Origin of the sequence: Pseudomonas sp. FeS53a (assembly GCF_000931385.1) — a bacterium.
GTDB classification, from domain to species: domain Bacteria; phylum Pseudomonadota; class Gammaproteobacteria; order Pseudomonadales; family Pseudomonadaceae; genus Metapseudomonas; species Metapseudomonas otitidis.
Genome location: NZ_JYFT01000013.1, coordinates 13211 through 25307, shown reverse-complemented (window position 1 = coordinate 25307; position 12097 = coordinate 13211). Strand labels below are relative to the sequence as shown.

Here is a 12097-nt window from a genome sequence, read left to right as displayed (position 1 = left end):
CTCAGGCAGGCAGGAAGTCGGCGGCGTCGAGCTCGACCAGGTGCGGCTCGGCGCTCCCATCCAGCTCGCCGAGCAGCGCACCCAGCGCCTCCAGGCCGGCCACGCGGTGGTGGCGGACATGGCAGGCACGGGCCAGGGCGGCGAAGTCCGGCGCGAGGATGTCCACCCCCAGCGGCGGCACCTCGCGGGCCAGCATGCTGTCGCGGATCTCGCCGTAGCAGCGGTTGTTCCACAGCACCAGGATCACCCCGGCACCGGCCTCGCGGGCGGCGATCAGCTCGGCGCTGGAGAACTGCAGGCCGCCATCGCCCACCAGCGCCAGCACCGGGCGACGGGGGCAGGCCAGCTTGGCGCCGATGGCCGCCGGCAGGGCGTAGCCGAGGGTGCCGTAGCCGGTGCCGGCGTTGAACCAGCTGGCCGGCGCCGGGGCCCGGTAGCCCAGGGCGCCCTGGTAGACCGGCTGGGTGGAGTCGCCCACCAGGATCGGTGCCGGCAGGCTGTCGCGCAGGGTGTCCAGCAAGGCCTGCATCGCCCGTTGCCGGGGGCTCCAGCCGTCGCGCTCGCAGGCATTGACCCGCGCCACGGCGGCCCGGGCCCAGTCACCGTCGCCCGCCCCGGCGGGCAGTGCCGCCAGCAGCGCCTCCAGGCCAAGACGGGCATCGCCCAGCAGGCCGACGTCGGCCCGGGCTGCACCGAGCACCTGCAGCGGGTCGATGTCCAGGCGGATCAGCGGCGCCTCGACACGGAAGGGGCCGAGGCCGAAGAAGTCGTAGTCGGTCTCGCCCAGCTCGGTCCCGACGGCCAGGACCGCATCGGCCTCGGCGAACAGCGCCCGGCCGTGGGCAGCGGACTGCACCCCGTCGAGCAGCAGCGGATGCCCGGGCTCCAGCAGGCCCCGGGCGTTGGTGGTGAGGGCCACCGGCGCCTGCAGGCGCTCGGCCAGGTGACGCAGGGCAGGGCCGGCATCCCGGGCCCCGCCGCCGGCGAGGATCAACGGGCACCGGGCGTGGGCCAGCAGGGCGACCGCCTCGGCCACGGCGGCCGGTGCCGGCGCGGCAGCCTCGGGCAGCGGGCGCGGACGCAGGTCCAGGCCATCGGCGGGCATCTCCAGCACGTCCAGGGGAATCTCGATGTGCACCGGGCGCGGGCGGGCGCAACGGAACAGGCCGAAGGCGCGGGCCAGCACCTCGGGCAGTTCGTCGGGGCGCTGCAGGGTGTGGCTGAAGGCGCAGACGCCGGCGACCATGGCGCGCTGGTCCGGCAGCTCGTGGAGGTAGCCGTGGCCCAGGGCCTGGTGCTCGCGGCGGCTGGTGGTGGAGATCACCAGCATGGGCACCGAGTCGGCGTAGGCCTGGCCCATGGCGGTGAGGATGTTGGTCATGCCCGGGCCGGTGATGATGAAGCACACCCCCGGCTTGCCGCTGGCACGGGCATAGCCGTCGGCCATGAAGCCGGCCCCCTGCTCGTGGCGCGGGCTGACATGCCGCAGGCGGCTGCCGTGCAGGCCGCGATACAGCTCGACGGTATGCACGCCGGGAATGCCGAAGACGGTGTCGACACCGTAGCCTTCGAGCAACTGGACGAGCGCCTGGGCACAACGGGCCATGCGAGCACCTCTTGTTCTGGTTATGGGCTCCCGGCTTCCGCCGGAGGAAGGGCTCCAGTATTGGTGAACGACACGCAACTACAATCGAATTGTTTTTGCCTTATTGTTCGATCCTGCTCACCATTCGACCTTTACCGCCGCTCTGGAGCCGCCCATGCGCTTCCCTTCGATGACCGCCCTGCGCGCCCTCGACGCCGTCGCCCGGCTGGGCAGCGTCTCCGCCGCCGCCCGCGAGCTGAGCCTGACCCGCAGCGCCATAAGCCACCAGATCAGCAGCCTGGAAGAGGCCCTCGGCTTCGCCCTCACCGAGCGCATCGGCCGTGGCATCGGCCTCACTTACCGGGGCGAGCGCTACGCCCGGGAAGTGCAGCGGGCGCTGTCCAGCCTGCGCGAGGCCGCCCTGGGGCTGGACCAGCAGGAGGTCTCCGGGCGGCTCTGCGTGAGCTGCAACCCCGGCTTCGCCACCTACTGGCTGTGCCACCACATCGGCTCCTTCCAGCGCCAATACCCGCAGGTGCAGCTGCAGGTGGTCTCGCCCCGCACGCCCGACGACACCCTCAACCCCCAGGCCGACCTGTTCATCGCCTACGGCATGGGCGACTGGCCGGACCAGTGGGTGGAGCAGATCGTCGCCTTGCGCTTCTTCCCGGTGTGCAGCCCACGCCTGATCAATGCCCACGGCGGGCTCAAGCACCCAACCGAGCTGGCGGGCTTCCCCCTGCTGCACATGAACGACCACAGCGACTGGCGGGTCTGGCTGGCCACCGCCGGCGCCTCCCAGGTGGACGCCTCCAGCGGCATCGTCTTCTCCGATGCCCATTGCGCCCAGTCGGCCTGCATCGCCGCCCAGGGCGTGGCCATCGGCGACAACCTGCTCAGCGGCGATGCCCTGGCCCGGGGCCTGCTGGTGCGCCCCTTCGAGACCAGCATCGATTCGCCCCGGGGCTACTACCTGGTGGCCGACCCGTTGAAGGCGGAACGCCCGGCGGTGCGCGCCTTCGGCAACTGGGTGCGGCACCAGCTGCAGGCCACCACCGGCGACCTGCGCCGCGAGCGGCCCCACCCGGGCGAGCCGCAGGCGCTGGTTTGACAGCCCCAACGCCTTCACGGAAGCTGCCGCCTTCCGTGCCCATGCGCCACAGCGGACGTCTGCATGCCTGATCCGAGCCCCACGCCCTCCACCCGCCCTCGCCGCAGCTACGTGCTGCCGGTGCTGCTGTCGCTGGCGGTGCTGCTGGGGCTGGGCAGCTGGCTGTGGATCGCCGGCGGGCGTCCCTACACGCCGGCCAGCACGCCCCGCGCCAGCCTCGACGACAGCCCCGCGCAGTGGGTGGACGAGCAGCAGTGCGCCACCTGCCACGCGCCCCAGGCCCGTGCCTGGAAGGGCTCCCACCACCAGCTCGCCCTGCAGGAGGCCAGCGCCAGTACGGTGAAGGGCGACTTCAACGACGCCCGCTTCGAGGATGGCGCCGGCGCCACGCGCTTCTTCCAGCGCGACGGCGGCTTCTGGGTGAACACGGCAGGAGCGGACGGCCAGCAAGGCGACTACCGAGTGGCCTGGGTGATCGGCGTCGAACCGCTGCAGCAGGTCCTCCTGGCCTTCCCGGACGGACGCTACCAGGCCCTGGACATCGCCTGGGACGTGCAGCGCCAGGCCTGGTTCCGCCTGCCGGCGGGCCAGGGCGTCGACAGCAGGGCCGACAGCCATTGGGCCCAGCCCGGGCAGAACGCCAACCTGCAGTGCATCGACTGCCACACCAGCGGCTTCCAGAAGCACTACGACGCCGCGACCGACCGCTATGCCAGCCAGTGGCAGAGCCCCGGCGTCGGCTGCCAGGCCTGCCACGGCCCGGCCTCGCGCCACCTGGAATGGGCGCGCTTCAGCGGCCTGCACGCCCAGGCCGGCTTCAGCCTGGACCTCAGCCGCGCCAGCAGCCGCCTCCAGGTGGAAAGCTGCGCGCGCTGCCACGCCCGTCGCACGCCCCTGGGCGAGGGCTACCAGGTGCAGGACCGCTTCATGGACGACTACCTGCCCGCCGCCCTGACCCGCGAGCTGTACGAGCTGAATGGCCACTTCAAGGAGCAGGTCTACGAATACGGCGCCTTCACCCAGAGCCGCATGTACGCGCGCGGCCTGAGCTGCACCACCTGCCACGATCCCCACGCCGGCACCCTGAAGGTGGAAGGCGACGGCCTTTGCACCCAGTGCCACAACCCCGAGGGCCGCAGCCGCGTCGCCGGCATCGACGACCGGGGTTTGCGGGCGCGGGACTACAGCAGCCCCGAACACCACCACCACCGCTCCGGCGAGGCCGGCTCGCGCTGCGTCGACTGCCACATGCCGTCACGCACGCTGCTGGGCAACGACCTGCGCCACGACCACCGCTTCAGCCTGCCGGACCCGGCCCACGCCCTGAAGCTGGGCACCTCGGATGCCTGCCAGGCCTGCCACGCCAACCTGCCCAACGAGACCCTGGTGGGCGAGTTCGAGCGCTGGTACGGCCGCACCCAGGCCGGTGCGCCACGTTATGACGAGAGCCTGGCCCTGGTGCGCCAGGGCAAGCCGGGCGCCTCGCGGGCGCTGTTCCAGCAGTTGGAGCGTGCCGACCTGCCGGCCATCCGCCGCGCCACCCTGCTGGCGGAGCTGCCGGCCTACCCCAGCGAGCGGGCACTGAAAGTGGCCGCCAACGACCTCAACCACGCCGCGCCCCAGGTGCGCGAGGCGGCCATCCGCGCCGTCAGTGCCCTGCTTCCACCCGAGCAGCGCCGCGACCTGCTGGGCCCGCTGCTGAGCGACCGCGTGCGTGCCGTGCGCATCGCCGCCGCCCGCGACCTGCTGGGCATGCGCACCACCGGGCTGGGCAACTACCAGCGTGCCTGGAGCCAGGCCATCGGTGAGTACGAGGCGGCCCTCAGCAGCCAGGCCGAGCGCCCGGAGGTGCAGTTGGCCCTGGCCGCCCTGCAACAGGCCGACGGCCGCGCCGACCAGGTGGAAGGCCGCCTGCGCACCCTGCTGGCACGCAACCCGGACTACCTGCCCGGCACCGTCGCCCTGGCCCAGTGGCTGGACGCCAACCAGCGCGGCGACGAAGCCCTGGCCCTGCTGGACCAGGCCCTGGCCCGGCACCCTGAGGCGGGCGCCCTGCACCATGCCCGGGGCCTGGCCCTGCTGCGCCGGGGTGATCGCAGCGGCGCGCTGCAGGCCCTCGAACACGCCGTCCGGCTGGAGCCGGGCAACCCGGGCTACGGCTACGCACTGGCCACGCTGCTGCACGATGCCGGCCGGCTGGAGGAGGCCTGCCGGCGCCTGGAGCTGGTGCTGGAAAGCCAGCCGGCCCACCGCGAGGCCCGCCTGGCGCTGATCGCCTACTGGCGCGAGGCGGGGCAGATCCAGCGGGTGCAGGCCCTGCTGGCCGAGCTGGAGCAACTGAACCCGGACGACCCGGCGCTGCGTCGCGAGTGACGCCACGACGGTTCGCATCGAGCCGGCGGAACTCCGGGCACGGGCCTAGAATCCAACGTGTCAGGTCCCCCCCCAACACCCTGGAGCCCGCCATGCGTACCCGTCTTGCTGCCACCGTCCTCGCCCTGATCGCCCTCCCCGCCGGTTCGGCCATGGCCGACACCTTCTGGCGCAACGTGATCTCCTCCGGCGCCACCACCGCCTCCACCTACGTCACCTTCAAGGACCACAAGCTGATCGTCGCCGCCCGCGAGGATGCCAGCAGCTTCGTCGCCAGCGACGGGCAGATCCGTGGCCCTTACCTGGAGGCCGCGCTGCGCCAGGTGCGCGCCGACAACCCCGGCCTCACCGCCAGCGACGAGGAGCTGGCCAGCGCCATCCTCGCCAGCGAATAACGCGAAACGGACGATACGCCGCACGGAACGCAACGGGAGGCCGGGTTAGACTGGCCTCCCGCAACCGGCACAAGGACCGCGCCCCATGGGCAATCCGATTCCCACCCTCAAGGTCATCCTGATCCTCACCATCGCCGTCGACATGTTCTGGTTCGGCGACCGCCTGCTGTCGATCTTCGGCTTCAGCTTCTACGAGATCCTCCCCGACAAGCTGATCAGCCTCATCGCCATGATGAGCAACGCCCTGATGATCCTCTTCAACGTGCTGCTGATCGGGCTGCTCTCGCGGCTGCAGCTGAAGGACGAAAAATGAGCGCACGCCACCACCGCCCGGCAGGGGCAGCGCTCTGGCATCCAAAGGCAAACGATTGGGAATAAACGCAGCCCCGACCGGTGATGACACCGGCCGGGCGCGCCCCATTGCGGGGCGCAGGCGTGATCAGGCTTCGGCGACGGCGGCGTAGCCGGCAGCGTCCAGCAGCTTGTCCAGCTCGGCGGTGTTGGCCGGCTTGAGCTTGAAGAACCAGGCACCGTAGGGGTCGCTGTTGACCAGCTCGGGCGAGTCGGCCAGTTCTTCGTTGATGGCGATCACTTCGCCGGAGACCGGCGCATAGATGTCGGACGCGGCCTTCACCGACTCCACCACACCGGCTTCCTGGCCAGCGGCCAGGGCCTTGCCCAGCTCCGGCAGTTCGACGAAGACCACGTCACCCAGGGCCTCCTGGGCATGGTCGGAGATGCCGACGGTCACGGTGCCGTCGGCTTCCAGGCGCGCCCACTCGTGGCTGGCGGCGTAACGCAGGTCGGCGGGAATGTTGCTCATTGTTCTGGCTCCTAAGGACAGTGGCGGGCAGCCCGCCTGGGAAATTTAGATCAAGGCCCTGCCATTGCGAACGAAGTTCGGCTGGACCACGCGAACCGGGTACCACTTGCCACGGATCTCCACTTCGGCGCGCTCACCGGTGGCCGCCGGGACCCGCGCCAGGGCGATGGACTTGCCCAGGGTGGGGGAGAAGCTGCCGCTGGTGATCTCGCCATCGCCGATGCCCTCGACCCGCACCACCTGGTGGGCGCGCAGCACGCCGCGCTCCTCCAGCACCAGGCCCACCAGCTTCGGGTGGGGGCCGGCGGCGCGCTCGGCCTCCAGGGCGCTGCGGCCGATGAAGTCGCGTTCGACAGGCTCCCAGGCGATGGTCCAGCCGAGGTTGGAGGCCAGGGGCGAGGTGTTCTCGTCCATGTCCTGGCCGTAGAGGTTCAGGCCGGCCTCCAGGCGCAGGGTGTCGCGGGCGCCGAGGCCGATGGGGGAGATGCCGGCGCCGACCAGCTCGTTGAGCATGTCCACGGCCTGGTCACGGGGGAACATGATTTCCAGACCGTCTTCACCGGTGTAGCCGGTGCGGGCGATGAACCAGTCGCCTTCGGGCAGGCCCTGGAAGGGCTTGAGTTCATGGATCAGCGCGGCGCGTGGGCTGCTCACCAGGTCGGCCAGGCGCTGGCGCGCGGTGGGACCCTGGATGGCCAGCAGGGCCAGGTCGTCGCGCAGGGCCAGGCGCACGTCGAAGGATTCGGCGTGGCGCTGCATCCAGGCGATGTCCTTGTCACGGGTGGCGGCGTTGACCACCACGCGGTAGCCCTCGACGGTGAGGTAGACGATGAGGTCGTCCACCACGCCGCCCCGCTCGTTGAGCATGACGCTGTAGAGCGCCTTGCCGAGGCTCTGCAGGCGGCTCACGTCGTTGGCCAGCAGGCGCTGCAGGTAGGCCGTGGCCTGGCTGCCGGCAACATCGACGACCGTCATGTGGGACACGTCGAAGACGCCACAGTCGCTGCGCACCTGGTGGTGCTCCTCGACTTGCGAGCCGTAGTGCAGCGGCATGTCCCAACCGCCGAAATCGACCATCTTGGCGCCAAGGGCCAAGTGCAGGTCATGGAGCGGTGTGCGCTGTCCCATGGGTTTCTCCTTCCGGGCTTGGCGAACTGCGATCCGCGCTCAAGCCCCCGCCAATCCTGGCGTTCAGGGCTGCCGGGGGCCTTTCGTGACACGGGGTCCGAGGGGCGGGCCGCAACGAATGGCGCGCATTGTAGCTGCAAGGTCGGAGACTGGACACCCGACGGGTGACCGGCTGGTCGAGCGGCTATCCGCCACCCACCGGGCGGGCCGAACGGCGGATCAGCAGCACCACCGGCAGCAGCCCCACCAGCACCAGGCTGAGGGCCGGCAGCGAGGCCCGTGCCCACTCCCCTTCGCTGGTCATCTCGAAGACCCGCACGGCCAGGGTGTCCCAGCCGAAGGGGCGCATCAGCAGGGTGGCGGGCATTTCCTTGAGCACATCGACGAACACCAGCAGCGCGGCGCTCAGCAACCCCGGTGTGAGCAGCGGCAGGTAGACCCGGCGGAACAGGCCGAGCCCGCCCACGCCCAGGCTGCGGGACGCCTCCGGCAGTGACGGGCGGATCCGCGCCAACGCGCCTTCCAGCGGGCCGTGGGCCACCGCGAGGAAGCGCACCAGATAGGCCACCAGCAGGGCACTGAGCCCACCCAGCAGCAGCGGCTTGCCGGCCCCGCCGAGGGCGGAGGACAGCGGCACGACGACGGCCCGGTCCAGGTGGCTGAACACCAGCATCAGCGCCACCGCCAGCACCGAACCGGGCAGGGCGTAGCCGAGGTTGGCCAGGCCCACGGCGGCACGCACCGGCCGCGTCGGCTGCCGGCGCCGGGCGAACACCAGCAGCAGGGCGACGCCCACGGTGATCAGCGCCGCCAGGCCGGCCAGGGCCAGGCTGTGCAGCACCAGTGCCTGGTAGCGCTCGTCCAGGTCGAAGCGGCCGCGCTGCCAGAACCAGGCCAGCAGCTGCAGCAGGGGAATGACGAAGGCGCAGGCGAACACCAGGGTGCACCAGCCGCTGGCGGCGAGGGCGCGCCAGCCCTGCAGCCGGTAGAGCGGTGCGCCGCGACCGCGCTCCTTGGCCGGGCGCGGCACGCCCCGGGCACGGCGCTCGCCGTAGAGCACCAGGCCGACGCCGAGCAGCAGCAGGCTGGCCAGCTGGGCAGCGCTGGACAGGCTGAAGAAGCCGTACCAGGTCTTGTAGATGGCAGTGGTGAAGGTGTCGAAGTTGAACACCGAGACGGCGCCGAAGTCCGCCAGGGTCTCCATCATGGCCAGTGCCAGCCCGGCACCGATGGCCGGCCAGGCCACCGGCAGGGCGACCCGCCAGAACGCCTGCCAGGGGGACTGCCCGAGGGTGCGGGCGGCTTCCATGAGGCCGCGCCCCTGGGCCAGGAAGGCGGCCCGCGCCAGCAGGTAGACGTAGGGGTAGAACACCAGCGACAGCACCAGGATGACGCCCCCGGTGGAGCGCACCCGGGGCAGCCGCACGCCGCTGCCGAACCACTCGCGCAGGGCGCTCTGCACCGGGCCGGCGAAGTCGAACAGGCCGATGAAGACGAACGCCAGGACATAGGCCGGGATGGCGAAGGGCAGCATCAGCGCCCAGTCGAGCCAGCGCCGGCCGGGGAATTCGCAGAGCGCCACCAGCCAGGCCAGGCTCACCCCGAGCAGGGTGACGCCGGTGCCGACGCCGAGCACCAGCACCAGGCTGTTGCCCAGCAGGCGGGGGAGCTGGGTGTCCCAGAGGTGGGCCCAGATCTCCCGGTCCACGTCCTGCCAAGCCAGCAGCAGCACCAGCAACGGCAGGACCACCAGGCTGGCGGCGGCGAATGCCGGCCAGTGCCAGTGGCGACGCGGCGAGCGCGGGGGCGCCGGCTCGCCGCTGGCGGGGTTTGTCAGAACCCCTTGGGCGGGGCTCAGCGCCACGCCACCCGGTCCATCATGCGGATGGCCTCGGCCTGGCGCTGGCCGGTGACTTCCACCGGCATGTCGTCAGCCTTGAAGGGGCCCCAGGCGGCCACTTCGTCAGACGGGTTCACCTTGGGGTTGGCGGGGAACTCCTGGTTGAGGCTGGCGAACAGGCCCTGGGCGTCGGGGCCGGTCATCCACTCCACCAGGGCGCGGGCAGCCTCCGGGTGCGGCGCGTGGCGGGTCAGGCCGATGCCGGAGAGGTTGACGTGCACGCCACGGTCCGCCTGGTTGGGCCAGTAGAGCCTGGCGCGCAGCTGCGGGTTCTGCTTGTGCAGGCGCCCGTAGTAGTAGGTGTTGACGATGCCGACGTCGCACTGGCCGGCGTCCACGGCCTGGATCACCGCGTTGTCATCGGCGAAGGGGTCGGTGGCCAGGTTGGCGACCCAGCCCTTGAGCACCTGTTCGGCACGCTCGGCGCCCTGGGCTTCGATCAGCGCGGCAGTCAGCGACTGGTTGTAGACCTTCTTCGAGGAGCGCAGGCACAGGCGACCCTCCCATTCCGGGCCGGCGAGGGCTTCGTAGGTGGAGAGGTCTTCGGGCTTCACCCGCTCGGTGGAATAGACGAGGGTGCGGGCCCGCAGGGAGAGGCCGGTCCACTGGTCGCTGCTGGAACGGTACTGGGCGGGGATGTTGGCCTTGACCGCATCCGAGCCCAGGGGCTGGAGGATGCCCATCTGCTCGGCCTGCCAGAGGTTGCCACCGTCGACGGTGAGCAGCAGGTCGGCGACGCCGTTCTCGCCCTCGGCCTTGATGCGCTGCATCAGCGGCGCTTCCTTGTCGGTGATGAAGCGGACCTTGACGCCGGTCTTGGCGGTGTAGGCATCGAACACCGGCTTGATCAGCTCGTCGATGCGCGAGGAGTACACCACCACCTCGTCGGCGGCTTGCACGCTGGGGATGCCGAGGCCGACGGCCATCAGGGTGAGAAGGGTCTTGCGCGCCTTCATTGCTCATGCCTCTCGTGGTCGGAAAGGCTGGCGATAGTAATCAATCTCAGTTGCATGCAGGCCGGCCATGTATGACCGGGTGTTTCTCCGGGGCGCGAGGCCCCGGATGGTCAGGCGCGGGCGAGGTCCGGCAGGTCCCCGGAGAGGCCGAGGGCCTGGCGCACGAACAGCGCCTTGGCCTCGGGCTGCTGGTTGACCCAGCGCAGGCCGGCATTGCGCAGCCAGCGCAGGGGCAGCGGGTCGGCCTGGAACAGGCGCTCGAAGCCCTCCATGGCGGCCATCATTCCCAGGTTGTAGGGCATGCGGCGGCGCTCGAAGCGGCTGAGCACCTTCTCGTCCGCCAGGCGCTCGCCACGGGCGTGGGCGTGCAGCAGCACTTCGGCCAGCACGGCGGCGTCGAGGAAGCCGAGGTTGACCCCCTGGCCCGCCAGCGGGTGGATGGTGTGGGCGGCATCGCCGATCAGCGCCAGGCCGGGCTCGACGTAGCGCTTGGCGTGGCGCTGGCGCAGGGGGATGCACAGGCGCGGGTCGCTGTGCTCGACGCGCCCCAGGCGGTGCTCGAAGGCCTCGCCGAGGGCACTGCAGAAGGCTTCGTCGCCCAGCGCCATGAGTCGCTCGGCTTCTTCCGGGGTGACGGACCAGACGATGGAACACCAGTGCTCATCGCCCTGGCGGTCCAGCGGCAGGAAGGCCAGCGGGCCGTCGTCGGTGAAGCGCTGCCAGGCGGTGCGCCGGTGCGGCTGCTCGCAACGCACGCTGGTGACGATGGCGTGGTGCAGGTAGTCCCACTCGCGGGTGGCGCAGCCGGCCAGGCGGCGTACGGCGGAATTGGCGCCGTCGGCGGCGATCACCAGCGGGGCACGGAGCTGGCGGCCGTCCACCAGGGTCAGCAGCCAGTCGTCGCCGGAATGGCGCAGGTGTTCGAGGCGGGCATTGGGCATCAGGCCGATGCCGCTGTCGTGCAGGGGCTCCAGCAGGGCGTCCTGCACCACGCGGTTCTCGACGATGTGGCCGAGCACGTCGGCATGGACGCTGGCGGCGGAGAAGTGGATGGCGCCGGTGCCGGTGCCATCCCAGACCTGCATCTCGCCGTAGGGGCTGGCGCGCCGCGCGACGACGCCCGGCCAGGCGCCGAGGCGGTCGAGGATGCGCTGGCTGGCGGCGGACAGGGCGCTGACGCGGGGCTCGAATGCGGCCTCGGCATCGAAGGGCTTGACGCTGAGGGGGCTGCCGTCGATCAGGAGGATGTCCAGCCCGCTGTCCTTGAGTGCCAGGGCCAGGGCGCTGCCCACCATGCCTGCACCGACGATGATCAGATCCGCTTGCATGTCCGTTCCTTATGCGCCTTGTCGCGCCTGCGGCTTGAGCCGCACGTAGAGGGTCTTTCGCACCCGGGCCACCAGGGTGCCTTGGCCGTCGTGCACGTCGACGTGCAGGTCGGGCAGGTACTTGTCGCCGCCGGCGGTGTGCTGGCGGATGCGCTCGATCAGCGCGTCGTCGATGTGGAACTCGGCGTACACCGGCCCGCGCCCGGGGGCGATGAAGTCGATGTGGGCGGCCTTGTCCCAGACGATGTAGTCGCGCCCCAGCAGCTGCATCAGCATGAGCATGTAGAAGGGGTCGGTCATGCTGTAGAGCGAGCCGCCGAACTGGGTGCGGACGTAGTTGCGGTTGTACCAGCCCAGGCCCATCTTGACCCGCACCAGGCGGAAGTCTGCGCTGATCTGCCGCACGCGGATACCCGCCCCGAGGTAGGGCGGGTAGAGGTTCAAGGCCCAGCGCAGGATGCGCGCCTTGCGCGCCAGTCGGCGGTCCGCCATGGCGCG

The 12097-nt window shown here is 71.1% G+C and carries 11 protein-coding genes; 4 read left to right on the top strand and 7 right to left on the bottom strand.

All coding sequences use genetic code 11. From position 1 onward, the window contains the following. Position 1 precedes the first annotated feature (1 nt). Positions 2 to 1606: a 5-guanidino-2-oxopentanoate decarboxylase gene (locus SZ55_RS04735; protein WP_044402178.1), complete on the bottom strand. Its 1605-nt coding sequence runs from the start codon at positions 1604 to 1606 to the stop codon at positions 2 to 4. Between the two features lie 154 nt (positions 1607 to 1760). Between SZ55_RS04735 and SZ55_RS04730 the strand changes: the two genes are divergently transcribed. The 4 genes from SZ55_RS04730 to SZ55_RS04715 all read left to right on the top strand — a co-directional run bounded on the left by SZ55_RS04730 (position 1761) and on the right by SZ55_RS04715 (position 5777). Then, on the top strand, positions 1761 to 2696 hold the full coding sequence (locus SZ55_RS04730) for a LysR substrate-binding domain-containing protein (protein WP_044402175.1): 936 nt from the start codon (positions 1761 to 1763) through the stop codon (positions 2694 to 2696). 63 nt (positions 2697 to 2759) lie between these two features. Further along, positions 2760 to 5069 (top strand): tetratricopeptide repeat protein, encoded by a 2310-nt coding sequence (locus SZ55_RS04725; RefSeq protein ID WP_044402172.1) that lies wholly within the window; start codon positions 2760 to 2762, stop codon positions 5067 to 5069. Positions 5070 to 5161: 92 nt separating this feature from the next. After that, a complete protein-coding gene (locus tag SZ55_RS04720) occupies positions 5162 to 5464 on the top strand; it encodes a DUF2388 domain-containing protein (protein WP_044402169.1) in 303 nt (100 codons plus the stop codon). 85 nt (positions 5465 to 5549) lie between these two features. After that, positions 5550 to 5777, top strand: a complete 228-nt coding sequence (locus SZ55_RS04715) for a hypothetical protein (protein ID WP_044402165.1) — start codon at positions 5550 to 5552, stop codon at positions 5775 to 5777. 126 nt (positions 5778 to 5903) lie between these two features. On the opposite strand, the gene gcvH is transcribed toward SZ55_RS04715, so the two are convergent. The 6 genes from gcvH to SZ55_RS04685 all read right to left on the bottom strand — a co-directional run bounded on the left by gcvH (position 5904) and on the right by SZ55_RS04685 (position 12091). Continuing rightward, on the bottom strand, positions 5904 to 6287 hold the full coding sequence (gene gcvH, locus SZ55_RS04710) for a glycine cleavage system protein GcvH (protein WP_044402162.1): 384 nt from the start codon (positions 6285 to 6287) through the stop codon (positions 5904 to 5906). Between the two features lie 45 nt (positions 6288 to 6332). Further along, the gene (gene gcvT / locus SZ55_RS04705; protein WP_044402157.1) at positions 6333 to 7415 is read right to left on the bottom strand and encodes a glycine cleavage system aminomethyltransferase GcvT; all 1083 of its coding nucleotides are present in this window, start codon (positions 7413 to 7415) and stop codon (positions 6333 to 6335) included. 184 nt (positions 7416 to 7599) lie between these two features. Further along, positions 7600 to 9252, bottom strand: a complete 1653-nt coding sequence (locus SZ55_RS04700; protein ID WP_044402325.1) for an ABC transporter permease — start codon at positions 9250 to 9252, stop codon at positions 7600 to 7602. 17 nt (positions 9253 to 9269) lie between these two features. Next, positions 9270 to 10271, bottom strand: coding sequence for an extracellular solute-binding protein (locus SZ55_RS04695; protein ID WP_044402154.1), 1002 nt, complete (start codon positions 10269 to 10271; stop codon positions 9270 to 9272). A gap of 110 nt (positions 10272 to 10381) precedes the next feature. Beyond that, complete coding sequence (locus SZ55_RS04690; protein ID WP_044402151.1) at positions 10382 to 11599, bottom strand: 2-octaprenyl-3-methyl-6-methoxy-1,4-benzoquinol hydroxylase; 1218 nt, start codon at positions 11597 to 11599, stop codon at positions 10382 to 10384. A gap of 9 nt (positions 11600 to 11608) precedes the next feature. Further along, positions 11609 to 12091: a DUF4442 domain-containing protein gene (locus tag SZ55_RS04685; protein ID WP_044402148.1), complete on the bottom strand. Its 483-nt coding sequence runs from the start codon at positions 12089 to 12091 to the stop codon at positions 11609 to 11611. Between the last annotated feature and the right edge of the window lie 6 nt (positions 12092 to 12097).

Bases quoted from the DNA above. Each gene is read 5' to 3' on its own strand.
- gcvT (WP_044402157.1), bottom strand. From the start codon at position 7,415: ATGGGACAGCGCACACCGCTCCATGACCTGCACTTGGCCCTTGGCGCC.
- SZ55_RS04735 (WP_044402178.1), bottom strand. From the start codon at position 1,606: ATGGCCCGTTGTGCCCAGGCGCTCGTCCAGTTGCTCGAAGGCTACGGT.
- gcvH (WP_044402162.1), bottom strand. From the start codon at position 6,287: ATGAGCAACATTCCCGCCGACCTGCGTTACGCCGCCAGCCACGAGTGG.
- SZ55_RS04695 (WP_044402154.1), bottom strand. From the start codon at position 10,271: ATGAAGGCGCGCAAGACCCTTCTCACCCTGATGGCCGTCGGCCTCGGC.
- SZ55_RS04690 (WP_044402151.1), bottom strand. From the start codon at position 11,599: ATGCAAGCGGATCTGATCATCGTCGGTGCAGGCATGGTGGGCAGCGCC.
- SZ55_RS04715 (WP_044402165.1), top strand. From the start codon at position 5,550: ATGGGCAATCCGATTCCCACCCTCAAGGTCATCCTGATCCTCACCATC.
- SZ55_RS04730 (WP_044402175.1), top strand. From the start codon at position 1,761: ATGCGCTTCCCTTCGATGACCGCCCTGCGCGCCCTCGACGCCGTCGCC.
- SZ55_RS04720 (WP_044402169.1), top strand. From the start codon at position 5,162: ATGCGTACCCGTCTTGCTGCCACCGTCCTCGCCCTGATCGCCCTCCCC.
- SZ55_RS04685 (WP_044402148.1), bottom strand. From the start codon at position 12,091: ATGGCGGACCGCCGACTGGCGCGCAAGGCGCGCATCCTGCGCTGGGCC.
- SZ55_RS04725 (WP_044402172.1), top strand. From the start codon at position 2,760: ATGCCTGATCCGAGCCCCACGCCCTCCACCCGCCCTCGCCGCAGCTAC.